We start from the raw sequence: 21858 nt of genomic DNA, 5'->3' as shown, positions 1-21858 counted from the left end.
CCTGCGCGACACTCCTTCGCAGGTCAGTCGATCTTTGATACCGAAACCTTCAGTTGAGATGCCCGGTCCACCATGCCTGCTCGCTTGTGAGCCTTATGAGCAGCGAACCGAAACCCGAAACCATGCCCGCCACGAACAGCGGCGTGATCCACCGGCGCTTCGGATCGTCTCCGGCAAGCGAGGCCGACACGACCGCCTTTTGCCCGACGAGACCGGCGATTAGGATCATCGTCAAGCCCATGGACACGTAGTGCCAGGGCGAAGGCGGCCAGCTTCCGCCAGTCACGAACGCGCGATAGAGAAATGTCACGATAAGGTAGCCGGACAGGAGAAGGAAAAGCATCCAACCCCTGCCGGCATGTTGTTCGCTAGCGGCCATCGTCCCCTCCCCGCATCCGCCGCGCTATTTGCGCGGAAGCTGCGGGACGATGCTGCGCTTCGGCGGCTGCTTGTCCTTCGGTTCGGCCTTGGCGGCTTTCGCCTTGGGTGCAGCCTTGGCAGGAGCCTTCTTCGCCTTGCGCTTCACAGGCCGATCTTCCGGCTCTTCCTTCTTCGGCTTCACCGGGGTCTCGTCGGCGAGAGCCTCGAGATTGAGCACCTCGATGCCGGCCTCGGTCCTGATGACGGAGACGCGCACCGTGCCGCCCTTTCGCAGCCTTCCGAACAGTACCTCGTCGGCGAGCGGCTTCTTGATGTGCTCCTGGATCACGCGACCGAGCGGCCGCGCACCCATGCGCTCGTCATAGCCCTTGTCTGCCAGCCACGCGATGGCTTCAGGCGTCAGTTCGAAGGTCACGCGGCGCTCGGCCAGCTGGGCCTCGAGCTGCATCACGAACTTCTGCACCACCTGATGGATGACGGGCACCGGCAGCGATCCAAACGGGATGATCGCGTCGAGGCGATTGCGGAACTCCGGCGTGAAGAGGCGGTTGATCGCCTCCATGTCGTCGCCTTCGCGCTTCGACGAACCAAAGCCGATGGCCGCCTTGGCAAGATCCGACGCGCCCGCATTCGTGGTCATGATGAGGATCACGTTGCGGAAGTCGATCTGCTTGCCGTTGTGGTCGGTCAGCTTGCCGTGGTCCATCACCTGCAGGAGGATGTTGAACAGATCCGGATGCGCCTTCTCGATCTCGTCGAGCAGAAGCACGCAGTGCGGATGCTGGTCCACGCCATCCGTCAGCAGGCCGCCCTGATCGAACCCGACATAGCCGGGAGGCGCGCCGATGAGACGCGACACCGTGTGCCGCTCCATGTACTCCGACATGTCGAAGCGCAGCAGTTCGACGCCAAGCGACGCCGCAAGCTGCTTGGCCACTTCCGTCTTGCCGACGCCCGTGGGGCCGGAGAACAGGTAGGAGCCGATCGGCTTGTCGGGCTCGCGCAGGCCGGCTCGCGCCAGCTTGATCGCGGACGACAGCGCGGTGATCGCGGTATCCTGGCCGTAAACCACGCGCTTGAGCTCGGTTTCGAGCCCGGCGAGCACCTTCTCGTCGTCGGCCGAAACCGTCTTGGGCGGGATGCGCGCCATGGTGGCCACGGTCGCCTCGATCTCCTTGACGCTGATGGTCTTCTTGCGCTTCCCCTCGGGCAGGAGCATCTGCGACGCACCCGTCTCGTCGATCACGTCGATCGCCTTGTCGGGCAGCTTGCGGTCGTTGATGTAGCGCGACGACAGTTCCACCGCCGCCTTGATCGCCTCGTTCGTGTACTTCACCTTGTGGAAGTCCTCGAAGTACGGCTTCAGGCCCTTCATGATCTCGATCGCGTCTTCGACCGTCGGCTCGTTGACGTCGATCTTCTGGAACCGACGAACCAGCGCCCTGTCCTTCTCGAAGAACTGGCGGAACTCCTTGTAGGTGGTCGATCCGATGCAACGGATAGCGCCCGACGAGAGCGCCGGCTTGAGCAGGTTGGACGCATCCATCGCGCCGCCCGAGGTCGCGCCCGCACCGATAACGGTGTGGATTTCGTCGATGAACAGGATCGCGCCGGGATAATCCTCCAGCTCCTTCACCACCTGCTTCAGACGCTCCTCGAAGTCGCCGCGATAGCGGGTGCCGGCAAGGAGCGTGCCCATGTCGAGCGCAAAGATGGTCGCATCATGCAGCACCTCCGGCACGTCGCCCTCGATGATCCGCTTGGCCAGACCTTCCGCGATGGCAGTCTTGCCGACGCCGGGGTCGCCGACATAGAGCGGGTTGTTCTTGGACCGACGGCACAGCACCTGGATCGTACGGTTGATCTCGCTCGCGCGACCGATCAGTGGATCGATCTTGCCCTGGCGCGCCTTGACATTGAGGTTGACGCAGTAGGCCGTCAGAGCGTCCTGCTGCTTCTTCTTGCCGGGCTCCTCGCCCTCCCCGCCCTGCTGTCCGGGCTGCTCTTCCTCGGCACCGCGCGGCGCACGCGATTCGGAAGAGCCGGGCCGCTTGGCAATGCCGTGGCTGATGTAGTTGACCGCATCGTAGCGGGTCATTTGCTGTTCCTGCAGGAAGTATGCAGCATGGCTCTCGCGCTCCGCGAAGATCGCGACGAGCACGTTGGCGCCCGATACTTCCTCCCGGCCGGATGACTGGACATGGATGACCGCGCGCTGGATGACGCGTTGGAAACCTGCGGTAGGCTTAGAATCTTCGTCGTAGCCCGTGACGAGATTGTCGAGTTCGGTATCGATGTAGGTGACGACCGTCTGCTTCAGTTCATCGAGATTGACGTTGCAGGCGCGCATGACCGCGGCAGCGTCGCCATCGTCGAGCAGTGCGAGCAGCAGATGCTCGAGTGTCGCGTATTCGTGATGGCGCTCGTTTGCGAAAGTGAGCGCCTGGTGGAGTGCACGTTCGAGGCCTTGCGAGAAAGCCGGCATTCAGAACCTCATTTCTTTTCCATCACGCATTGCAGCGGATGCTGGTGCTGTCGGGCGAAATCCATGACCTGTGTCACTTTGGTCTCGGCCACTTCGTATGTATAGACCCCACATTCGCCGACACCGTGATTGTGAACATGCAGCATGATGCGTGTCGCTGCCTCGCGATCCTTCTGGAAGAAACGCTCCAGCACGTGGACCACGAATTCCATGGGGGTGTAGTCGTCGTTGAGGATGAGCACGCGGTAGAGCGAAGGCTTTTTCGTTTTCGTCTTGGTGCGTGTGATGACCGCTGTCCCACGACCGGGACCATTGGCACGGTCGTCGTCACCCTGCATTCTCGCCGCGAAGTCGAACATCGTTTCCCCGCCGCTGATCACCGCATCCTTCACTTTTCGCGCGCTTCCTTCAAGGCACGACATGTAGGCATTCGTCATGGAATTTTAAGGCCTTCTTTCCTGCTGACAATACGCAGACCACCTTCCGCTGCGTAATTCCGCGGCATCCGGTTGGTTGCACCGATCCAGACGACAAAAAACCCGGCCGCGCGAGCGCGACCGGGCCAGCCGGCGGTCAAGCGACCGGCCGGCAACGTCCCTTGAGGCTTTTTACTTAGCCTTTGCGACGACCGATTCGAAAGGCTTGTAGGCATCTTTTGCCATCTCGGCATAGAGCTCGCCCATCTTGGTCGCCTGCGCAACGAAGCCTTCATAGGCCTGCTTTGCGTAGTCCGTCTGGATTTCGACGGCCTTTTCGACCGACTTGGCGGAAACGAGCTTCTCGAGCGCGGCCGAACCGTTCTCGAAGGCCTTCTTCGAATATTCGCTGGCCTCGACGCTGATCGCCTGCACGTTCTTCGACAGAACTGCAAAGCTCTTCAGGCCGGTGTCCATGAATTCCTTGCCGGCTTTGCCGGCGTCTTCAAACGACTGAACCATTGTACGATACCTTCCTTGGGTGGGCCTTGGTTGGTGGCCTTGGCGGTGCGGGTTACGCGCATTCTTATGCGTTGCAACCTATTTATGCTGCACTGCACAAAAAGTCAAGATGCCGGCAAAATATGGGGTTGCGCCCGGCGCCGACGCTGAAAGCTTTCCTAGAAGTTGACGGAATTGGTGAACAGGACGGTTACCATAAACGGATTGGTAACACCCTCGCCTCTATCGTTCAGGCACCGGCGCCGGGTTCGGGCGTCATGTTCCTCGATTACGTAGAAGTTTGGGTATGATTGTGCGTCAGGCGTTGGCAGGCTTTTTCTCGCAAGTTTCGAACTTCAGCAAATTCTTCGCTGTCCTTGTCGCCGCCGCCGTTCTGGTGGTTGGCGTCGCAGGCCAGGCGTCGGCAAACCCGCGTTACGCGGCCTATGTGATCGACGCGCGGACAGGTCAGGTCCTGTTCTCCCGTAACGCCGATGCACGGCGCTATCCGGCCTCGCTGACCAAGATGATGACGATCTATCTCGTGCTTGAGGCGATCGAGAGCGGGCGGATCAACAAGAATTCGAGAATCCCGATTTCCGCCAAAGCGGCCGCCGAGCCCCCGACAAAGATCGGGCTCAAGGCTGGCTCCACGATTACCGTCGAGAACGCGATCCTCACCATGGTGACCCGATCGGCCAACGACATCTCGACTGCCGTTGGGGAGTTCATTGGCGGCTCCGAAGCCAGTTTCGCCCGTATGATGACGGCGAAGGCGAGGCAGCTCGGCATGAACTCGACCCAGTTCCGCAACGCGCACGGCCTGCCCAATCCCGAGCAATATACGACGGCCCGCGACATGGCGATTCTCGGCATAGCGCTGCGCGAGCATTTCCCGCAGCACTATTCCTATTTCTCCACCCGCTCGTTCACCTTGGGCAAGCAGCGCATCGGCAACCATAATCGCATGCTGGGACGCATCGAGGGTGTCGACGGCATCAAGACCGGCTACATCCGCGCCTCGGGGTTCAACCTCGTTTCATCGGTTCAGAACAACGGCCGCAGCATCGTTGCCGTCGTGATGGGTGGCCAGTCGGCAGCGAGCCGCGACGATCATATGGCGGCCCTCATCCGCGAGCACCTGCCGCGGGCGTCGCGCGGCGGCGGTGGCAGCAACCTCGTCGCGTCGCGCCAGCCGACGCCAGGCACGCGGGCTGTAGCTTCGGCTGGGACAACGGCTCTTCCGACACGCAACATCCCCATGCCCGCTTTCCGCCCGACCGCCGAGCCACAGGTGGCACAGGCACAGGTTCCCGCGGAAGTGGACATGCAGGTCACCGCCTACGTCCAGCAGACCAACCCCGTCCGCGCCTCCGCACCGATGCCGTCGGCACCCGTTCCTTCCGCCCCCGTGCCGACTCCGACGGCCGCTGTCGCCGATGATCGTTTTGCCAGCGGCGAAGGAAGCAACGTCGATCCGGTCATGACGGCCTCGACGGCAGCAGCATCGTCGGGCTGGGTCGTTCAGATCGCCTCGTCGCCCTCACAGTCGGATGCGTTTGCTGCCCTCGTTCGCACCGGCAAGGAAGCTTCCGGCGTCCTCGGCTCGGCAAATGCCTTCATCGAGGAATTCAACAACAAGGGCACCACCTACTATCGCGCCCGGTTCGGTGGCTTCGCCTCCAAGGACCAGGCGTGGAATGCGTGCAATGCGCTGAAAAGACAAAAGATCGACTGCTACGCCGTGGGGTCGTGAGCAGCAAGGTCGATCGAGCCTCCCGGGTCTGTAATCGCGTCGAAGGGGACTACTTGTGACCAGACAGCAGAACTTCCTTGGCTTCGTTGATCCGCGCCGCAAGGAAAGAAGTGCCGCCGAGATCGGGGTGCAGGCGCTGCATCAGGCGGCGATGCGCCTTGCGGACCTCCGCCGCGCTGGCCCCGGCTTCAAGACCAAGGATCTCGTAGGCCTCCTGCTTAGTCATGGGGCCCGAAGCTGGCGCGCTACGCTGCCGGTTGCCCATGTCCGCGTCCACGTGCTCGCGCCAAACGGGAAAGCGGCTGTCAAGGTAGGCCTCAAGTAGTTGCATGCTTTCGCCATCGGCGGACAACGCTCCACCGAGCTCAAGCAACTCTTCGAGCGAAAGCTGGCTCAGTTCCCTGCCCTCGAAGCGTCCGGCCAGCACGACGCCTTCAAGCCCGCCGCTGTCGTGATCCAGCTCCATTTCCAGCGCTGCGGTGCGCACGGTCGACCGCTTGCCCGGCGTCGGCCGCGAAGCGCGACGCACCCTCCCCGACAGGTGCCATGCGAGTGCGGTCGAAACCAGCATGCCGCCCAGACCCGCCCGGCCGAACAATAACAGCCCGACGCCGACCACGCCCACGATGAGCGGTCCTGCAAGCCGCATACCGCCCGCCAGCCTCGCCGCATCGAGTCGCAGAAAGACTGCCGATAGCAGCGTCAGAACGAGGATGGCGGCCGCGACGTAGAACAGAACCGTCATCCGCGTCCGCCGGCCTTCTTCAGATGCTCGATCATGAGGCGATCCTCGGCGCGGCCGCGCGCCTCCAGCGCTTTCAACCCGCCCGAGGCGAATACGGCCACTGCCGACAGCAACTTCGACAGCGCCGACGCCGCGCTGCGGTCGAACCTGAACCACGCTCCCTTGGAAAGGCGGGCGATTTCCTTGAACGCCGCCTCGGCCACCGGGTCGTGCCCTTCCTGAAAGGCGAAGACCGGCACACCGTGAAGGCCAAGCTTCCCGGCCTTGTTGGCCAGGTCGTCGATGCCTTCTTCCATCGCATCGCCGATATAGACGAGCGCATTGACCTTTCCGCGCTCGTTCTCCTTCAGCGCATGCGACAGCACCTTGCCGATCTGCGTATGGCCGCCGCGGCAGTCGATCTTCGTCATCAATTCCTTGAGAGAATCCGTATCGCGCACGAAACGCGACGATCGGCACTCTCCGAAACCGCGAAAATAGACGAGCTGGACGTTCAGCCCGCCTGCCTTGCCCACCGCATCGAACATCTCGCCCTGCAGCGAGCAGGCAAGATCCCAGGTAGGCTGACGGCTCATCGTCGCGTCGAGCGCGAGGATCAGCCGTCCGCCCTGCCCGCCGGCATCGGGCGTCGCCAGTGCGCGGGCCTGGCGCACGAATGCGTCGATCGCTGCCGAATCGGAGCGTTGAACGGCAGGCTTGCTCGTGCTGCCTGTACGTGTGGGCGTTCTATCGTCACTCATGGCGAGAACATGTGGCTCAACGGCGCTGCTTGCAAGTGCCGCCATCCCGCGTCGCGCTTACAGCAGGCCGAGTTCCGTAAGCTCACGCCGCAGGTTCAGCGGTAGCTCCTCTTCGGTGCCAGCGGCGGCGAGATCCTTCGGAGCATCCGCTTCGCCGAGATAGCGCCAGCCCTGAAACGGCCGGCGCGGTTGCCATTCGGTGCGCACCACCTCCGGCTCGAACACGAGGCGACAGCGCCCCACCCCTTCCGCATCGGTGAAGGGCCTGATGTCGATGAGCCGCTGGCGGCACTGCACCCCGCCCTTGACGATCCAGTAGAGGGAACCGCCATCGAGCAGTTCGTCGACACGCTTGGGCACCATGCGGGTCGTATGGAAATGCTCGGCCGCAAGGCCGGCCTTGCGCTTCTCGTCGAGCTTCAGCGCAATCCAGTCTTCGAGGTCTTCGACGCTTTCGCAACCGACACAGAGTTTTATGAGATGAAGAGCCATGGCCCTTATTTAGACCGCCGGCCCCTGGCAATGAAGCGGCGACCCTTCACAAATCCACAGGGTGGTCAGCACTCGACGACGTTGACCGCGAGGCCGCCCAGGCTGGTTTCCTTGTAACGCTCGTTCATGTCGAGGCCGGTCTGGCGCATCGTCTCGATCGCCGCATCCAGCGGCACGAAATGCGTCCCGTCACCCTTGATGGCAAGCGATGCGGCGGTGACGGCTTTCACCGCGCCCAGAGCATTGCGCTCGATGCACGGCACCTGCACCAGACCGCCGACGGGATCGCATGTCATGCCGAGATGATGTTCCAGCGCGATCTCCGCCGCATTCTCCACCTGCTCGGGCGTCCCGCCCATGACGGCGCAGAGGCCGGCGGCGGCCATGGCAGACGCAGACCCCACCTCGCCCTGGCAGCCGACTTCCGCGCCGGAGATCGAGGCGTTGTGCTTGATGATGCCGCCGACGGCCGCCGCCGTCAGCAGGAAGTCGCGAATCGATTCCTGGTCCGCCTCGACATGAAAGTGGAGCCAGTAGCGCATCACGGCGGGCACCACGCCCGCCGCACCGTTGGTAGGTGCGGTTACCACCCGGCCACCGGCTGCGTTCTCCTCGTTGACGGCCATGGCGTAGATCGACAGCCAGTCATTGGCCAGCAGCGGGTTGGGCCGGTTGCGGCTCCACTCCTCCTGCAGCCTGTCGTGCAGCTTGCGTGCGCGACGCTTGACCTTGAGCCCGCCGGGCATGATGCCCTCCTGCGACAGCCCGCGCTCGATGCAGCCGCGCATCGCTTCCCAGATCGCGTCGAGGCCGGCATCCAGCTCCTCGCGCGACATATGACGCTCCTCGTTGGCACGCTTCATGCCGGCGATGGAAAGGCCGCTTTTAGCAGCCATCGCCAGCATCTCCTTTGCGTTGCCGAACGGATACGGCACCTTCTTGCCGCCGCTTCCGCGCAGAGGACCCTCGGCCTTCATGCGCTGCAGTTCTTCGTCGGAGACGACGAAGCCGCCGCCGATGGAATAGTAGATTCTGCGCAGCAGCAGCCTGTCGTCCGCATCGAAGGCCGAGAACGCCATGCCGTTGGCGTGGCCCGGCAACGGGGTCTTCTTGTCCAGAACCAGATCGGCCGCGGGATCGAAGTGGTAGCCGGGATGTCCGGGCGGGCAGACACGCTTGGCGGCCGCGACCTGAGAAAGCACCTCATCGACGCCGTCCGGATCGACGGTCACCGGTGTGAGCCCGGTAAGGCCGAGGACGACGGCGCGATCGGTGCCATGTCCCACCCCCGTAAACGCGAGCGAACCGTGCAGGCTTACCGCCAGCCTGTCCACCTTCGCGCCGGTCGGGCGCGGCCAGTCGTCACCAAGCAGTTCGTCGAGGAAACGCGCAGCAGCCGTCATCGGTCCCATCGTGTGAGAGGATGAGGGCCCAATGCCGATCTTGAACAGATCGAAGACCGATAGAAACATGCCATGCGCTCCCGAGATTTCAGGCCGATGTTTCACGGCTTTTGCGCATATAGGCAAGCGGGCCGCCGACTTCCCCTGCCTTTCCTGCGACATTGGTCCGACGCAAAAGAAAAAGGCGCGGTCGAAGCCGCGCCTTTGCAATTCCATATGTCTGCTGGGTCAATTATGCGGCGGCGAGGATCGCCGCGCTTGCGGGGCCGCTGAAGAGCCAAGCCAGCAGGATGATGCCGGCAAACCCGATCACTGCCTTGGCGGTTACGCCCCAGCAGGATTTCTGAACGCTTTCGTCCATTTTTGTCCTGTTTCCGTAGATTTTTTCCCGAAATGCGGCTCTCGAAACGCCGCGACGGTCCCACCCGTCTGGCGATTTCTTAGCCGTTCGGGGCGCCCTGTGCAACGCACAAAGTGGCAGAACCAAGGCAGCCTGTTGATGCCGCCGACTCCATGTCGAACTAAATTATCTAAAATCAACACTTTAGGGTGCGACATCTGCTTCACATATCCTCAACATTGCCGGCCAAAACAAGGCACGCGGGAAGCCTTCGCCAGCGCCGCGCCTTTCAGGCTATCCTTGCGGCATGTTGATCGATTCTCTGCTCGGCAGCCCGGCCGATCTAGCCGCCATACTGTTCTTCCTGGTTGGCTGGGTGTTGTTCTCCAACGCCACCGACGAGCGCTTCGTCTCGCGCCCGTCGCTCACCTCGGCCATGAACCGGCAGCGCGAGGCGTGGATGCGCACCATGGCGCGCCGCGAACTGCGCATGATCGACACGGGCATCATGAGCGGGCTCCAGCAGGGCACGGCATTCTTCGCGTCGAGTTGCCTTCTCGCCATCGGCGGCTGCTTCGCCCTGCTCGGATCGACCGACGCCGTGCTCGGAGTGCTGGGCGATCTGCCGGCAGCGGACGAGGTCGCACGGCCCGTGTTCGAGGCCAAGGTTCTGGGCCTGATAGCGATCCTGTCCTACGCCTTCTTCAAGTTCGGCTGGTCGTACCGGCTGTTCAACTACTGCTCGATCCTGGTTGGGGCCGTGCCGGTGCTGCAAGACGAGGCGCAGGCGCTGGACGAGACGGAATTGGCCGTCAAGCGCGCGGCGCGCATGAACGTGCTGGCCGGAAAGCACTTCAATGCCGGCCTGCGGGGCATCTTCTTCTCGATCGGCTATCTTGGCTGGTTCGTCGGCCCTTGGGTCTTCATGGCCACGACCGTTTTCGTCCTGGGCGTGCTGATCCGCCGCCAGTTCTTTTCCGCCGCGCGTGACGCGGTCCTCGACAAAGGTTAGCTGCGGGCCGGAAATATGCTGTCGATGCGGCCGGTCACCCGGTACGCGATGAGACCTATCCATTCCCGGATGGCGACAGACAGGTTCTGCAGCGAGTCGGAAACATTGTCCTGGGCGAGCCCGAACGTCTCGTTGCCCGCAGTCCGGTAGTCCGCAGGCCACGGGGTCACGTCGAAGCCAGCCTTGCGGAACAGGCCGACCGAGCGAGGCATATGAAAGGCGGAGGTCACGAGAAGCCATGTCTCGCCCGGCTGCGGCTCAACCACCTCCCGGGTGAAAACCGCGTTCTCATGGGTGTTGCGCGAGCGGTTCTCCAGCACCAGCCTCTCCGGCTCCACACCCAGCGCCGTCAACAGGCGCGGCGCGGTATCCCCGTCGCCCTCGCCATCCAGCAGCAGGGTTCCGGTCCCCCCCGTCACCACGATCCGCGCCTCCGGGTAGCGCCGGGCCAGAACCGCGGTCTCGACGAAACGATCGCCGCCGGCATTCAGTTCATAGCCACCCCGCGCGAGGTTGATCGCGCCCTCGAACCCGCCGCCCAGCACGATCACGCCGGCCACGTTTTCCGGCGCAGGGTCGGGCCGCGAAAAATAGTCCTCGAGCGGATGAAGCATCAGCGCTCCTGTGGTCGTCCATGCACCCAGCGCCAGCACCAGCAGGCCGCTGATGGAGAAGAGGAGACCGGTGCGCCGCAGCCGGAAAAAGGCCGCAACCACGCCAACAAGCACCAGAATCCCGATCAAGTTGATCGGTTGAGCGACCGCCCAGAAGACTTTGGAAAGAATGAAGAACATTAGCGCCCTACCAGGCTGTTTGCGGCGTAGGGCGGGTCATTCCTACCACCATTTCTCCGGCTGGAACCGCCCCGCCGCCTGCTCGATCACGTGTGACGCGCGAAACAGCGTCTCTTCCTCGAACGGGCGTCCGATGAGCTGGAGGCCGAGAGGAAGTCCCTTGCCGTCGAGACCGGCAGGCACCGCGATCCCCGGCAGGCCGGCCATGTTGACCGTAACCGTGAAGATGTCGTTGAGGTACATCTTAACCGGGTCGGCGGCCATGTCCTGATCGGCGATGCCGAAGGCGGCAGAAGGCGTCGCGGGCGTCAGGATGGCATCGACACCATCAGCAAAGACGTCCTCGAAATCCTTCTTGATAAGGGTGCGCACCTTCTGCGCCTGGACGTAATAGGCATCGTAGTAGCCAGCCGACAGCACGTAGGTGCCAATCATGATGCGGCGCTTGACCTCGCGGCCGAAACCTTCGGCGCGGGTCTTCTCGTACATGTCGATGATGTCCTTGCCCGGCACGCGAAGCCCGTAGCGCACCCCGTCGTAACGGGCGAGGTTGGACGACGCTTCCGCGGGCGCAACGATGTAGTAGGCTGGCAGCGCGTACTTCGTATGCGGCAGCGAGATATCGACGATCTGCGCGCCGGCATCCTTCAGCCACGCAATGCCTTTCTGCCAGAGCGCCTCGATCTCATCGGGCATACCGTCGATACGGTATTCCTTGGGAATGCCGATCTTCATGCCCTTGACCGACTGACCGAGCGCTGCCTCGTAATCCGGCACCGGCAAATCCACGGAGGTCGTGTCCTTGAGGTCCACCGATGCCATCGACTTCAGCATGATCGCCGCGTCACGCACGTCGCGCGTGATCGGCCCGGCCTGGTCCAGCGAAGACGCGAAGGCCACGGTGCCCCAGCGCGAGCAGCGTCCGTAGGTTGGCTTGATGCCGACCGTGCCTGTGAATGCGGCCGGCTGACGGATCGAGCCGCCCGTATCCGTCGCGGTAGCGCCGGCGCACAGAAAGGCGGATACCGCCGCGGCGGAACCGCCCGACGAGCCGCCCGGCACCAGATCGACGTTCGATCCTCTGGCACGCCACGGATTCTTGACCGGGCCGTAGTAGGACGTCTCGTTGGACGAGCCCATCGCAAACTCGTCCATGTTCAGCTTGCCCAGCATGACCGCGCCGTCGGCCCACAGGTTCGCGGTCACGGTCGATTCGTAACGCGGCTTGAACCCGTCCAGCACATGGCTTGCCGCCTGCGTGTGGACGCCTTCGGTCGCGAACAGATCCTTGATGCCGAGCGGGATGCCTTCCAGCTCGCCGCCCTGCCCGCCGGCGAGCCTTGCGTCGGATGCCTTCGCCATCTCCCGCGCCTTGTCGTGCGTGACCGCGACATAGGCGTTGAACGTCTCGTTGGCGGCGTCGATCGCGCCGAGATAGGCGTCGGTCAGTTCCAGCGCCGAAATCTCCTTTGCACGCAGCTTCTTGCGTGCTTCGGCAATGGTGAGGTGCGTCAGGTTCGTCATCGTTTCTTTCGTCGATCTCAAAGGGCGGTTTCGGCGGCCTGCTGCCGGGTGAGCGCCTTTTCGTAGAAAACCGAATACGGATTGTCGGGATAGTCGGCAAACGGTCCGCACTGGGCGAAGCCCGCCCGCTCGTAGACCCGTCGCGCCGCGAGATAGGGCACCCCGGTCTCGAGCGCCAACCGCGACATGCCTTCGGCGGCCGCCTTTTGCTCGATGGCCGAGAGGATGAGGCCAGCGATGCCCCTTCCCTGCATTCCGGGCCGCACATACATGCGCTTGACCTCACCATAGCCCCCGCCGTGCCGCAGCAGCGCGCCGCAGCCGACAGCCTTGCCGTCCAGCCGTGCGATCCAGACGGTCGTCTCCGGGCCGGCCATCTCCTCGGCGGTCATTCGGAACTTGAACTCCTCGGGAGTGTCGGGTTCCTGCGCGTTCATCGCGTCGTTCAACTCCACGATCAGCGCGCGCATATCGTCCTGCAAGGGCGTCTCGATCGCGATCTCGATCGCCATGGCGGCTACTCCACCACCTTGGGCACGAGAAAGAAATTGTCCTCGGTCGCGGGCGCGTTTGCCACGATGTCCGCAGCCTTTCCGCCGTCGGTCACGCCGTCCTGCCGCTTCCTCATCGCCATGGGGATGACCGATGTCATAGGCTCGACGCCTTCGACATTGACCTCTCCGAGCTGCTCCACGAAGCCGAGGATTGTGTTGAGTTCGCCGGTCATGCGACCGGCTTCTTCTTCGGTGACGGCGATGCGGGCGAGCCGCGCCACGCGCTTAACGGTGTCGATGTCGACGGACATGATGCGCTCCGGCGATTGCTAGGGAAAACATATGCTCGCGCTATAAAGGCGCGGTCGCCGCCGCGCAACATGGAACGCCGGGATTCTGCCTAAGTCGATCAGGCGTCGAAGGCTTCTCCAACCTTGGGCGTAAGCACTGTGGCTCCGGAGCCCTCCATGCCGTCGATGAAGCTCTGAGCAGACGAATCGAGCAGCGGGAAGGTGCCGAAATGGCACGGCACGACCTTTTCGAAGCTGAAGAAGCGCTGGCAGGCAAGCGCTGCCACCGCACCGCCCATCGTGAACCGGTCGCCCACTGGCACAAGGCCTATGTCCGGCTGATGCAGTTCTTGGATGAGCGCCATATCCGAGAAAATGTCGGTATCACCCATGTGGTAGAGGGTCTTGTCGTCCGGGAAGTGCAGGACCAGTCCGTTGGGATTGCCCAGATAAACGTTCTTGCCGTCTTCCAGCGTGTAGGCGGACGAATGCAGCGCATTGACGAATGTCACGGTAAAGCCGCCGCAATCCACGGTGCCGCCATGGTTGCCGGGATTGACCTTCTCGACGCCCTGCCCAGCGAAATAGTCGCAAATCTCGGGATTGGAGACGAGCATGGCCCCGGTCTTCTTCAGGATCGGCAGCGCATCGCCCACGTGGTCATTGTGGCCATGGGTCAGCAGAACATGCGTGACGCCCTGTGCCGGCCCCTCCCACCCCTTGCTCCACGAGGGGTTGCCAGAGAGAAAAGGGTCTATGAGGATCGTTGCTCCGCCTGCCTCCACACGGAATGCGGAATGGCCGTACCAGGTCAGCTTCATCGGAAAGGATCTCCTCCTCGCTTTTGTGTTGCCGGAAGGATAGAACCCGAACGCGACAAGTCAAAGAGGATCGGGCGCTAATTGGCCGTCATCGACATTTCCGAGCTGCGCGCGCGGCTTGCCGCCGGCGCAACGGTCGCCGGGCTGGATCTCGGTACCAAGACCATCGGCGTCGCCGTCTCCGACCCCGGCCTGTCATTCGCGCACCCGCGGCCTGTCATCACGCGCCGGAAGTTCACGCTGGACGCCCAGGCCCTTCTGGCTGCGCTGGAGAAGGAAAAGGCAGGCGCCGTGGTGATTGGCCTGCCCGTCAACATGGATGGCTCGGAGGGTCCGCGCGCGCAGGCCACGCGCGCCTTCGTCCGCAACATCGAGAAGATGACCGATCTGCCATTCGTCTACTGGGACGAGCGGCTTTCTACCGTGGCGGCTGAACGCGCGCTTCTTGCGATGGACGTGTCCCGCAAGAAGCGCGAGGCCCGCATCGATTCGGCGGCGGCAGCCTTCATTCTGCAGGGGGCGCTTGACCGACTTCGGGCGCTGGGCTCATAGCCACCGACCGCGCGTTCCACCACGCGGCGATTTCGCGACGCTTGCGGAAAGCGTAGATCGCGAAGATCAGCACCGTGTCGACGACGCAGGCGCGCGCCACCAGTGGCGGGATCGTCGCAGGATCTATGCCGAGCAGGTTGCCGTAAAAGCCGAATGCAAAATCATGAACGCTGCGGCTCAGGAAGAGCAGCCCGAAATGCATGTCGTGGTAGGATAGCAGGTACCAGCCCCAGAAAAGGCCCATCGGCAGCGCCCAGAACAGCAGGATGTAGCGCATCAGCCTTCGTTCTCCGCGGTGTCCGGCCCTCGTCGCGTGAGCCGCGACAGCATCGATCCGTGAGCCGCCCCGACTGCCAGTCGTCGCGCTACGGCGTATGAATAATCCACAACTGCCGGTTCCTGTTCCCCGGCCCGTTCTTCCATGCGTATGACGAGGTAGGATGCAGCCAGCGCCGCAAACTTTATTCCTATCATAGGCGACACTTGCTCGCCGCCCAGCCCCTCGACGAGTGCCGCGGCCGACAGAACCAGCGAAGCTGCCGTAAACGCCACGCGCGCTACGTCGTCATAGCCACCGGAAGGCGCGCCGGGCACGCGCGCCCACGTCGCAATCGCAGTCCACAGGAAGAGTGCCGCCACAAGCGCATTTGCGATGGCCAGCGTGGCGTCGCCAAGGCCTGCCTGCTCCAGCCCGGCTGCAGACAGCGTTCCGGCGCCCGAAGCGGCCAGTGCGAAGACCACCGTCCAGTAGACCGACAGGCTGGTTATGAGAATCTTGTGCATGCTGGCCCTGTTCGACGAGAATCGAGAGTGGACGCTGGTCGCAACGACGGCAACGGAAACCATCTGTTAAGGTTAACAGCGGGACGTTTTGTCCACTGGGCCAAGGCAGACCGGCCCGTGCCGGCTTTACACATCATGGCGCAGCGCCTATCCGGCGCGTGTCTCTCCTGTCCGCGCCGCAACCAATGCTTGTCATCCTCGAAAGTATCCTGCCCATCTTCCTGCTGATCGCGGCGGGCATGGTCCTGCGTCGCCTGCCGATCATCAACGACGCCGCATGGCCGGGCATGGAGCAGTTGAGCTACTGGTTCCTGTACCCCTCGCTGCTTTTCGTGACGATCTACAACGCGGATTTCTCGGGTCTGCGGCTAGATGCGATGCTCGCGGCCCTCCTCACCGGTGTCGCCGTCATGGCTGTACTTATGCTGGCGCTATGGCCGGTGCTCCGGGGCACCGGGCTCGTCGCGGCCAGCGAATATTCCTCGGTCTTTCAGACGTCGATCCGCTGGAACGGGTTCATCGCCCTGCCGGTGGCCACCAAGATATTCCCGCCAGAAGGCGCGGCGGTGGTGGCCTTGGCAATGGCCGTCATCATCGTGCCGATCAACGTCTTAGTTATCTTCGTGGTGATGCGCTTCGCCAATCGTCAGGCAAGTCTTGGCCGGACGCTGCTTCAGGTCGCGCTCAACCCTCTTGTGCTTGCCGTTTGCCTCGGGGTGATCCTCCGCTTGACACCCTTCGGGCTCTACGAACCGGTCAATGAGACGCTGCGGCTGGTGGGAAATGCGGCGCTCGGTCTTGGGCTGATGGCGATCGGCGCGAGCTTGCGCCCCGGCGATCTGGTCGGCATGCGTTTCGCCATCTGGCTGCCCGTCGTGATGAAGCTCGCCGTGTTCCCGGTGGTACTGGTGGGCCTCGCCATGCTGTTCGGCCTGCGCGGCGAACCGGTGCTTTATCTCGCGCTCTGCGCGGCCGTGCCCACGGCTATGAACGGATACCTTCTCGCACGCCAGCTTGGCGGCGACGCGGAATTATACGCGGCAGTCACCACACTACAGACGGCGGTTTCGTTCTTCTCGATACCGCTGGTGCTGGCTTTGGCCGCTCAGGTCAGCTCCGGATAGAGCGTATCCACGATCACGCGCGCGTCATGCCGCGCGTCCAGCATGCCGTAGGTCGTGCGCCACTGCCCAGCCAGGCGGGATTCGACGAAGGCGTCGGCAATCTGCCCCGCGCCAAGCCGCCGAAGTTCAGCCGCGGCCGCCGAGATCGCCAGTTGCTCGGTCAGGATGCGTGCCGAGCCCTCGTCTGAGCTGGCGACCTGGAGGGCGGCCCGCAGCACGCCCACAGTGCCCTTGCCGGCCGGGCCCAGATCGCGGCCGATGCCGGCAAGCACCTCATCGAAGAGCTGTGGCGCGCGCCGGAGCACGCGCAGCACGTCCAGCGCCATCACGTTGCCGGAACCCTCCCAGATCGCGTTGACCGGGGCCTCGCGGTAGGCACGCGCCAGCGGCGCTTCCTCGACATAACCGTTGCCGCCGAGGCACTCCATCGCTTCATAGAGCAGCGCCGGCGCGATCTTGCAGACCCAGTATTTCACCACGGGCGTCATCGACCGTGCGAAGGCCGCCTCGCCGGGGTCGTTTGCTGCCTCGTCGAACGACCGCGCCAGCCGCAACGACAGCGCGGTCGCGCCTGCCACGTCCAGCGCCATGTCAGCCAGCACGCGCTGCATCAACGGTTGTTCGAAGAGCGGGGAGCCGAACGCGATGCGATGACGAGTATGGTGCACTGCCTCGGCAAGGCCCGCCCGCATCAGGCCCGCATTGGCCACCGCACAGTCGAGCCGCGTCAGCGTCACCATGTCCATGATCGTCTTGATGCCGGCACCTGGCTCTCCGACCATCTCGGCTATCGCGTTGGTGAACTCCACCTCCGAAGACGCATTGGAGCGGTTGCCGAGCTTGTCCTTCAGTCGCTGGAAACGCAGTCCATTGTCGGTTCCGTCGCCAAGGATGCGCGGCACCAGGAAGCATGACAGCCCCTCGCCCGCCTGAGCCAGCATCAGGAACGCATCCGACATCGGCGCGGACATGAACCATTTGTGCCCCGTCAGTCGGTAGAAGCCGTTGCCGGCCCGTTCTGCCCTTGTCGTGTTGGCGCGCACGTCCGTGCCGCCCTGCTTTTCCGTCATGCCCATGCCGAGCGTCAGCCCGGCCTTCTGCACCGGCGGCTTCTGGCCCTGATCGTATTTGCGCGTGGTCACACGCGGCGCCCACTCGCGGAAAAGCTTGGGGTTGGCCATCAGCGCGGCGAGCGAGGCGCTGGTCATGGTGATGGGACACAGATGCCCGCATTCAAGCTGCGCCGTCATGTAGAAGCGCGCGGCGCGCACCTGATGGCGCTTGCCGGTCTCCGCTGCATTGTTCTCCCAGACGGACGAGTGAAGGCCGATCGATACGGACCGGCGCATCAAAGCATGATAGGCCGGGTGGAATTCGACCAGATCGATGCGCTTTCCCTGCCGGTCATGCGTCCTGAGCTTGGGCGTTTCCGTGTTGGCGAGACGGGCAAGCTCCTGCGCCTCCGACGAGCGCACGTAGCGGCCCAACTGGTCCAGCTCGCGCCGCACCGGGTCGGAATAGCCTTCCGCGAGTTGCACCAGCAGGGGGTCGGCCCGCCACGCGCTCGTACCCGTCAGCGGGGGGCTCTGGTTCAGTACCTCATGCGTCAACTGCAAACTCCGGCGCGATTCCAGCAGGATCGCCACAGTTACATGCAAACCGGCCGCTCTTGCGAGGAAAATCCGGTGGATGTCCGCCTGCGTGCTTGCGAGGCCGCCTGCCCTTCCCTATAGCACCGCTTTGACATGAATGAGCGCGCGCCCTTCCCGCTTTATCCGCACCGGCACCTGCTGGGCATCAAGGATCTGTCTCCTTCCGACATAGAGCTGCTTCTGGATCGCGCCGACGATGCGGTTGCGATTTCGCGCCAATCGGAAAAGAAGACCTCGACCCTGCGCGGCCGCACCCAGATCAATCTGTTCTACGAGGCGTCCACCCGCACGCAATCGTCATTCGAGCTCGCCGGCAAGCGTCTGGGGGCCGACGTCATGAACATGTCTGTCGCCTCGTCTTCGGTGAAGAAGGGCGAAACACTCATCGACACGGCGATGACGCTGAACGCGATGCGCCCCGACATCCTCGTCATCCGCCACGCGTCGGCGGGCGCGGCCGCCCTTCTGGCCCAAAAGGTCGGCTGCTCGGTCGTCAATGCGGGCGACGGCGCTCACGAACACCCCACGCAGGCGCTGCTAGACGCGCTGACCATCCGCCGCGCCAAGGGCAAGATCGCGCGCCTGACGGTGGCGATCTGCGGCGACATCGGCCACTCGCGGGTCGCGCGTTCCAATATCCTGCTGCTCAACGCGCTCGGTGCCCGGGTGCGCGTCGTCGCCCCGTCCACGCTCCTGCCCGCGGGCATCTCGGCCATGGGCGTCGAGGTGTTCAACACCATGAAGGAAGGGCTGCACGGCGCAGACGTGGTGATGATGCTGCGCCTGCAGCGCGAACGTATGCAAGGTGCGTTCGTGCCCTCGGTGCGTGAATATTTCCGCTACTACGGCCTCGATGCCGAGAAGCTGAAAGCCGCTCGCGACGATGCGCTGGTGATGCATCCCGGCCCTATGAACCGCGGCGTGGAAATCGCCTCCGAGATTGCGGACGGCCCCCAGAGCGTCATCCAGGAACAGGTGGAGATGGGCGTCGCCGTGCGCATGGCCGTGATGGAGGCGCTGCTCGACCCGCGCCGCAACCCGGAAGGAGTTGCGGGATGAGTGTCACTCTCTTCCAGAACGCCCGCATCGTCGATCCGTCGCGCACGCTCGATGAGATCGGCGCGGTGATCGTCGATGGAAAGACGATCGCCGCTGCGGGCGCTTCAGCGCACAACCAGGGCGCGCCCGAAGGCGCGACCATCGTCGATTGCCGGGGCAAGACCATTCTGCCGGGCCTCGTCGATGCGCGTGTCCACATTGGAGAGCCTGGGGCGGAGCATCGCGAAACGATAGCGTCCGCTAGCACGGCGGCGGCCGCCGGCGGCGTCACCTCCATCATCATGATGCCTGATACCGATCCGGTTATTGACGATGTCGCGCTGGTGGAATTCGTGCTGCGCACGGCGCGCGACACCGCCATCGTCAACGTTTTCCCCGCCGCTGCGATCACGCGCGGGCTCAGGGGCACCGAGATGTCCGAGTTCGGCCTGCTGCGGGAGGCCGGAGCCGTCGCCTTCACCGAAGGGCGGCACACCATCTCCAACGCACTGGTCATGCGCCGCGCACTTACCTACGCCCGCGATTTCGGCGCAGTGATCGACCACGAGACGCAGGATCCCGACCTGGCGTCTACCGGGGTGATGAACGAGGGGCTTTTCGCAAGCTGGCTCGGTCTGCCGGGCATCCCGCGCGAGGCCGAGGCGATCCCGCTCGAGCGCGACCTGATGCTGGCGCGGCTGACCCGCAGCAACTACCACGCAGCCAAGATTTCCACCGCAATGTCGGCCGCCGCGGTCTCTCGCGCCAAGGCCGACGGGGCGGCGGTGACGGCAGGAGCCGCGATCGCCAGCCTGTCGCTCAACGAGCACGACGTGGGCGAATACCGCACCTTCTTCCGCCTCTCGCCGCCTTTGCGCGCCGAGGAAGACCGCGTCGCCATGGTCGAGGCGCTGCGCGACGGCACGATCGACATTCTCGTGTCGTCGCACGACCCGCAGGACGTTGACACCAAGCGCCTGCCGTTTGCCGACGCCGCCTCGGGTGCGATCGGGCTGGAAACGCTGCTGGCGGCGGCGCTCCGCCTGCACCACAATGAAGAGGTGCCGTTGATGCGCATCATCGATGCGCTCTCCACCGCACCGGCCAAACGATTCGGGCTGCCCGGCGGCACGCTCGCACCCGGGGCGGCCGCCGACCTGATCGTGGTGGACCTTGAAGAGCCCTGGCTCGTGCGGGAGCAGGATATCCGCTCGCGTTCCAAGAACACCTGCTTCGAAGGCGCACGCCTGCAGGGCAAGGTCTTGCAAACGCTGGTCGCAGGAAGCACAGTCCACCGCGCCTGAATACCGGTTCCAGGGGGAAACGTCCGTCATGACTCCAGTCATCATCGCGCTCGTCTTTGGCTATCTGCTGGGCTCGATCCCGTTCGGCCTGCTGGTTACGCAGGCGGCGGGGCTTGGGGACGTGCGCAAGATCGGCTCGGGCAATATCGGTGCGACCAACGTTCTGCGCACCGGAAACAAGGGGCTTGCCGCCCTCACCCTGATTCTCGACGCAGTGAAGGGAACGGCCGCCGTTCTCATCGCGGCGAACTGGGGAGCCGAAGCGGGCATGGCGGCCGGCTTCGCATCCTTCGTCGGCCATCTCTTTCCCGTTTGGCTCGGCTTCAAGGGCGGCAAGGGCGTCGCCACCTATCTGGGCGTGCTCGCAGCCTTCGCGTGGAAGGCCGCCCTCGTCTTCGCCGTCCTCTGGCTCGCGGTGGCGTTCCTGTCGCGCTTCTCTTCGCTCGCCGCACTGGTGGCTGCCATCGCGACGCCGGCGATACTCTACATAATGGGGTTGAACGACTGTGCGACCGTCATGTTGGTGATGAGCATCCTCGTGTTCATCAAGCACCACGCCAACATTTCCCGGCTGCTTGGCGGTACCGAGTCCAAGATCGGAGCAAAAGGATGAATGGCCCGCCGGCGGGAGGCCCGAGGCTCACCGACCGGCAGCGTCTTCACTGGCTTCGTCTGATCCGCACCGACAATGTCGGCCCTGCTTCGTTTCGCGAACTCATCAACCGTTTCGGCTCGGCGGAAGCCGCCATCGCCGCCCTTCCGGAACTGGCGATGCGCGGCGGTGCGTCGCGACCGATGCGAGTGGCCACCGAGAGCCAGGCCGAAGCCGAAATGGACGCCGCGCGGCGGCATGGTTCGCGCTTCGTCGCGATAGGCGAGCCGGACTATCCGCCGATGCTGCGCCGCATGGATTTACCGCCGCCGCTGGTGGCTATAAAGGGCCGCTCAGAAACCTTCCAACTGCCGGCCGTTTCCATCGTGGGCGCGCGTAACGCCTCGGTGGCCGGCGTACGAATGGCTCGGCTCCTCGCATCCGAGCTCGGGCGCGAAGGCTACGCGATCGTATCGGGGCTTGCGCGCGGCATCGATGCGGCCGCTCACGGCGGCAGCCTGGATACTGGCACGGTCGCAGTTCTGGCCGGCGGACTGGACAAGCCTTGACGTGCACTCTACAGAACGATTAGGACGGTTCTAACACACCGAGTTGGAGC

The 21858-nt window shown here is 63.9% G+C and carries 25 protein-coding genes and 1 pseudogene; 9 read left to right on the top strand and 17 right to left on the bottom strand.

All coding sequences use genetic code 11. The annotated features are described in order from the left end of the window. Positions 1-49: 49 nt before the first annotated feature. The 4 genes from FY036_RS07035 to FY036_RS07020 all read right to left on the bottom strand — a co-directional run bounded on the left by FY036_RS07035 (position 50) and on the right by FY036_RS07020 (position 3804). Positions 50-343 (bottom strand): hypothetical protein, encoded by a 294-nt coding sequence (locus FY036_RS07035; protein WP_148914003.1) that lies wholly within the window; start codon positions 341-343, stop codon positions 50-52. A 60-nt stretch (positions 344-403) separates the two neighbouring features. Beyond that, entirely contained in the window at positions 404-2866 is a 2463-nt protein-coding gene (gene clpA, locus FY036_RS07030) for an ATP-dependent Clp protease ATP-binding subunit ClpA (protein ID WP_148914002.1), read from the bottom strand. Between the two features lie 8 nt (positions 2867-2874). Continuing rightward, positions 2875-3225: an ATP-dependent Clp protease adapter ClpS gene (clpS, locus tag FY036_RS07025; RefSeq protein WP_407941136.1), complete on the bottom strand. Its 351-nt coding sequence runs from the start codon at positions 3223-3225 to the stop codon at positions 2875-2877. 249 nt (positions 3226-3474) lie between these two features. Beyond that, complete coding sequence (locus tag FY036_RS07020; protein ID WP_148914001.1) at positions 3475-3804, bottom strand: phasin family protein; 330 nt, start codon at positions 3802-3804, stop codon at positions 3475-3477. Here FY036_RS07020 and FY036_RS07015 point away from each other — a divergent pair. After that, positions 3804-4094, top strand: a complete 291-nt coding sequence (locus FY036_RS07015) for a hypothetical protein (RefSeq protein WP_148914000.1) — start codon at positions 3804-3806, stop codon at positions 4092-4094. The genes FY036_RS07020 and FY036_RS07015 overlap by 1 nt on opposite strands. Continuing rightward, positions 4091-5539 carry a D-alanyl-D-alanine carboxypeptidase gene (locus FY036_RS07010; RefSeq protein WP_235897569.1) on the top strand — a complete coding sequence of 483 codons (1449 nt, stop codon included), beginning with the start codon at positions 4091-4093 and terminating at the stop codon, positions 5537-5539. Before FY036_RS07015 ends, FY036_RS07010 begins: the two co-directional genes overlap by 4 nt. Positions 5540-5588: 49 nt before the next feature. Here FY036_RS07010 and FY036_RS07005 read toward each other — a convergent pair whose 3' ends face one another. From FY036_RS07005 to FY036_RS24215, 5 genes are all read right to left on the bottom strand, one after another. Continuing rightward, positions 5589-6284: a DnaJ domain-containing protein gene (locus tag FY036_RS07005; RefSeq protein WP_148913999.1), complete on the bottom strand. Its 696-nt coding sequence runs from the start codon at positions 6282-6284 to the stop codon at positions 5589-5591. After that, a complete protein-coding gene (locus FY036_RS07000; protein WP_148913998.1) occupies positions 6281-7024 on the bottom strand; it encodes a vWA domain-containing protein in 744 nt (247 codons plus the stop codon). The genes FY036_RS07005 and FY036_RS07000 overlap by 4 nt, the downstream gene beginning before the upstream one ends. 57 nt (positions 7025-7081) lie before the next feature. Then, positions 7082-7516: a DUF1489 family protein gene (locus FY036_RS06995; RefSeq protein WP_148913997.1), complete on the bottom strand. Its 435-nt coding sequence runs from the start codon at positions 7514-7516 to the stop codon at positions 7082-7084. Positions 7517-7581: 65 nt separating this feature from the next. Further along, positions 7582-8988, bottom strand: a complete 1407-nt coding sequence (locus FY036_RS06990; protein ID WP_148913996.1) for an L-serine ammonia-lyase — start codon at positions 8986-8988, stop codon at positions 7582-7584. A 163-nt stretch (positions 8989-9151) separates the two neighbouring features. After that, on the bottom strand, positions 9152-9280 hold the full coding sequence (locus FY036_RS24215) for a hypothetical protein (protein WP_268932161.1): 129 nt from the start codon (positions 9278-9280) through the stop codon (positions 9152-9154). A 286-nt stretch (positions 9281-9566) separates the two neighbouring features. On the opposite strand from FY036_RS24215, the gene FY036_RS06985 reads away from it, so the two are divergent. Further along, positions 9567-10271 carry a DUF599 domain-containing protein gene (locus FY036_RS06985; protein WP_148913995.1) on the top strand — a complete coding sequence of 235 codons (705 nt, stop codon included), beginning with the start codon at positions 9567-9569 and terminating at the stop codon, positions 10269-10271. Here FY036_RS06985 and FY036_RS06980 read toward each other — a convergent pair. The 5 genes from FY036_RS06980 to FY036_RS06960 form a co-directional block, all read right to left on the bottom strand. Next, entirely contained in the window at positions 10268-11065 is a 798-nt protein-coding gene (locus FY036_RS06980) for a YdcF family protein (protein ID WP_148913994.1), read from the bottom strand. The genes FY036_RS06985 and FY036_RS06980 overlap by 4 nt on opposite strands. Positions 11066-11107: 42 nt before the next feature. After that, a complete protein-coding gene (gene gatA / locus FY036_RS06975; RefSeq protein WP_148913993.1) occupies positions 11108-12589 on the bottom strand; it encodes an Asp-tRNA(Asn)/Glu-tRNA(Gln) amidotransferase subunit GatA in 1482 nt (493 codons plus the stop codon). 17 nt (positions 12590-12606) lie between these two features. After that, on the bottom strand, positions 12607-13101 hold the full coding sequence (locus FY036_RS06970) for a GNAT family N-acetyltransferase (RefSeq protein ID WP_148913992.1): 495 nt from the start codon (positions 13099-13101) through the stop codon (positions 12607-12609). A gap of 5 nt (positions 13102-13106) precedes the next feature. Continuing rightward, complete coding sequence (gene gatC / locus FY036_RS06965) at positions 13107-13394, bottom strand: Asp-tRNA(Asn)/Glu-tRNA(Gln) amidotransferase subunit GatC (RefSeq protein WP_148913991.1); 288 nt, start codon at positions 13392-13394, stop codon at positions 13107-13109. Positions 13395-13492: 98 nt separating this feature from the next. Beyond that, complete coding sequence (locus FY036_RS06960) at positions 13493-14194, bottom strand: metal-dependent hydrolase (RefSeq protein ID WP_148913990.1); 702 nt, start codon at positions 14192-14194, stop codon at positions 13493-13495. Between the two features lie 81 nt (positions 14195-14275). Here FY036_RS06960 and ruvX point away from each other — a divergent pair, with 81 nt between their 5' ends. After that, positions 14276-14746 (top strand): Holliday junction resolvase RuvX, encoded by a 471-nt coding sequence (gene ruvX / locus FY036_RS06955; RefSeq protein WP_148913989.1) that lies wholly within the window; start codon positions 14276-14278, stop codon positions 14744-14746. Here the strand turns inward: ruvX and FY036_RS06950 are convergent. Beyond that, complete coding sequence (locus FY036_RS06950; RefSeq protein ID WP_148913988.1) at positions 14700-15023, bottom strand: DUF6105 family protein; 324 nt, start codon at positions 15021-15023, stop codon at positions 14700-14702. The genes ruvX and FY036_RS06950 overlap by 47 nt on opposite strands. Then, positions 15023-15529 (bottom strand): hypothetical protein, encoded by a 507-nt coding sequence (locus FY036_RS06945; protein WP_148913987.1) that lies wholly within the window; start codon positions 15527-15529, stop codon positions 15023-15025. Before FY036_RS06945 ends, FY036_RS06950 begins: the two co-directional genes overlap by 1 nt. A gap of 185 nt (positions 15530-15714) precedes the next feature. Here FY036_RS06945 and FY036_RS06940 point away from each other — a divergent pair, with 185 nt between their 5' ends. Beyond that, on the top strand, positions 15715-16653 hold the full coding sequence (locus FY036_RS06940; protein ID WP_148913986.1) for an AEC family transporter: 939 nt from the start codon (positions 15715-15717) through the stop codon (positions 16651-16653). Here the strand turns inward: FY036_RS06940 and FY036_RS06935 are convergent. Continuing rightward, positions 16635-18263, bottom strand: a complete 1629-nt coding sequence (locus FY036_RS06935) for an acyl-CoA dehydrogenase family protein (protein ID WP_148913985.1) — start codon at positions 18261-18263, stop codon at positions 16635-16637. The genes FY036_RS06940 and FY036_RS06935 overlap by 19 nt on opposite strands. Before the next feature lie 135 nt (positions 18264-18398). Here FY036_RS06935 and FY036_RS06930 point away from each other — a divergent pair, with 135 nt between their 5' ends. The 4 genes and pseudogenes from FY036_RS06930 to FY036_RS06915 all read left to right on the top strand — a co-directional run. Then, the gene (locus tag FY036_RS06930) at positions 18399-19364 is read left to right on the top strand and encodes an aspartate carbamoyltransferase catalytic subunit (protein ID WP_148913984.1); all 966 of its coding nucleotides are present in this window, start codon (positions 18399-18401) and stop codon (positions 19362-19364) included. Beyond that, the gene (locus FY036_RS06925) at positions 19361-20647 is read left to right on the top strand and encodes a dihydroorotase (protein WP_148913983.1); all 1287 of its coding nucleotides are present in this window, start codon (positions 19361-19363) and stop codon (positions 20645-20647) included. The genes FY036_RS06930 and FY036_RS06925 overlap by 4 nt, the downstream gene beginning before the upstream one ends. A gap of 28 nt (positions 20648-20675) precedes the next feature. Beyond that, entirely contained in the window at positions 20676-21260 is a 585-nt protein-coding gene (gene plsY / locus FY036_RS06920) for a glycerol-3-phosphate 1-O-acyltransferase PlsY (RefSeq protein WP_148913982.1), read from the top strand. Further along, positions 21257-21805, top strand: a pseudogene (locus FY036_RS06915) (DNA-processing protein DprA); the annotation flags it as partial. The gene plsY and the pseudogene FY036_RS06915, both read left to right, overlap by 4 nt. Positions 21806-21858 lie beyond the last annotated feature (53 nt).

It is taken from the genome of Neoaquamicrobium microcysteis (assembly GCF_008180155.1).
Classification (GTDB): Bacteria; Pseudomonadota; Alphaproteobacteria; order Rhizobiales; family Rhizobiaceae; genus Aerobium; species Aerobium microcysteis.
Note: the sequence above shows the minus strand (reverse complement) of the source record. Positions and strands in the feature narration are given on the sequence as shown.

What these genes read in the sequence shown, in the direction of transcription:
- FY036_RS06970 (WP_148913992.1), bottom strand. Translation starts at nt 13,101, where the DNA reads ATGGCGATCGAGATCGCGATCGAGACGCCCTTGCAGGACGATATGCGC.
- FY036_RS24215 (WP_268932161.1), bottom strand. Translation starts at nt 9,280, where the DNA reads ATGGACGAAAGCGTTCAGAAATCCTGCTGGGGCGTAACCGCCAAGGCA.
- FY036_RS06990 (WP_148913996.1), bottom strand. Translation starts at nt 8,988, where the DNA reads ATGTTTCTATCGGTCTTCGATCTGTTCAAGATCGGCATTGGGCCCTCA.
- FY036_RS06950 (WP_148913988.1), bottom strand. Translation starts at nt 15,023, where the DNA reads ATGCGCTACATCCTGCTGTTCTGGGCGCTGCCGATGGGCCTTTTCTGG.
- FY036_RS06925 (WP_148913983.1), top strand. Translation starts at nt 19,361, where the DNA reads ATGAGTGTCACTCTCTTCCAGAACGCCCGCATCGTCGATCCGTCGCGC.
- gatA (WP_148913993.1), bottom strand. Translation starts at nt 12,589, where the DNA reads ATGACGAACCTGACGCACCTCACCATTGCCGAAGCACGCAAGAAGCTG.
- FY036_RS06980 (WP_148913994.1), bottom strand. Translation starts at nt 11,065, where the DNA reads ATGTTCTTCATTCTTTCCAAAGTCTTCTGGGCGGTCGCTCAACCGATC.
- FY036_RS07000 (WP_148913998.1), bottom strand. Translation starts at nt 7,024, where the DNA reads ATGAGTGACGATAGAACGCCCACACGTACAGGCAGCACGAGCAAGCCT.
- FY036_RS06960 (WP_148913990.1), bottom strand. Translation starts at nt 14,194, where the DNA reads ATGAAGCTGACCTGGTACGGCCATTCCGCATTCCGTGTGGAGGCAGGC.
- plsY (WP_148913982.1), top strand. Translation starts at nt 20,676, where the DNA reads ATGACTCCAGTCATCATCGCGCTCGTCTTTGGCTATCTGCTGGGCTCG.
- FY036_RS06985 (WP_148913995.1), top strand. Translation starts at nt 9,567, where the DNA reads ATGTTGATCGATTCTCTGCTCGGCAGCCCGGCCGATCTAGCCGCCATA.
- FY036_RS06930 (WP_148913984.1), top strand. Translation starts at nt 18,399, where the DNA reads ATGAATGAGCGCGCGCCCTTCCCGCTTTATCCGCACCGGCACCTGCTG.
- gatC (WP_148913991.1), bottom strand. Translation starts at nt 13,394, where the DNA reads ATGTCCGTCGACATCGACACCGTTAAGCGCGTGGCGCGGCTCGCCCGC.
- clpA (WP_148914002.1), bottom strand. Translation starts at nt 2,866, where the DNA reads ATGCCGGCTTTCTCGCAAGGCCTCGAACGTGCACTCCACCAGGCGCTC.
- FY036_RS06995 (WP_148913997.1), bottom strand. Translation starts at nt 7,516, where the DNA reads ATGGCTCTTCATCTCATAAAACTCTGTGTCGGTTGCGAAAGCGTCGAA.
- FY036_RS07035 (WP_148914003.1), bottom strand. Translation starts at nt 343, where the DNA reads ATGCTTTTCCTTCTCCTGTCCGGCTACCTTATCGTGACATTTCTCTAT.
- FY036_RS06945 (WP_148913987.1), bottom strand. Translation starts at nt 15,529, where the DNA reads ATGCACAAGATTCTCATAACCAGCCTGTCGGTCTACTGGACGGTGGTC.
- clpS (WP_407941136.1), bottom strand. Translation starts at nt 3,225, where the DNA reads ATGTTCGACTTCGCGGCGAGAATGCAGGGTGACGACGACCGTGCCAAT.
- FY036_RS07005 (WP_148913999.1), bottom strand. Translation starts at nt 6,284, where the DNA reads ATGACGGTTCTGTTCTACGTCGCGGCCGCCATCCTCGTTCTGACGCTG.
- FY036_RS07020 (WP_148914001.1), bottom strand. Translation starts at nt 3,804, where the DNA reads ATGGTTCAGTCGTTTGAAGACGCCGGCAAAGCCGGCAAGGAATTCATG.
- FY036_RS07010 (WP_235897569.1), top strand. Translation starts at nt 4,091, where the DNA reads ATGATTGTGCGTCAGGCGTTGGCAGGCTTTTTCTCGCAAGTTTCGAAC.
- FY036_RS06940 (WP_148913986.1), top strand. Translation starts at nt 15,715, where the DNA reads ATGCTTGTCATCCTCGAAAGTATCCTGCCCATCTTCCTGCTGATCGCG.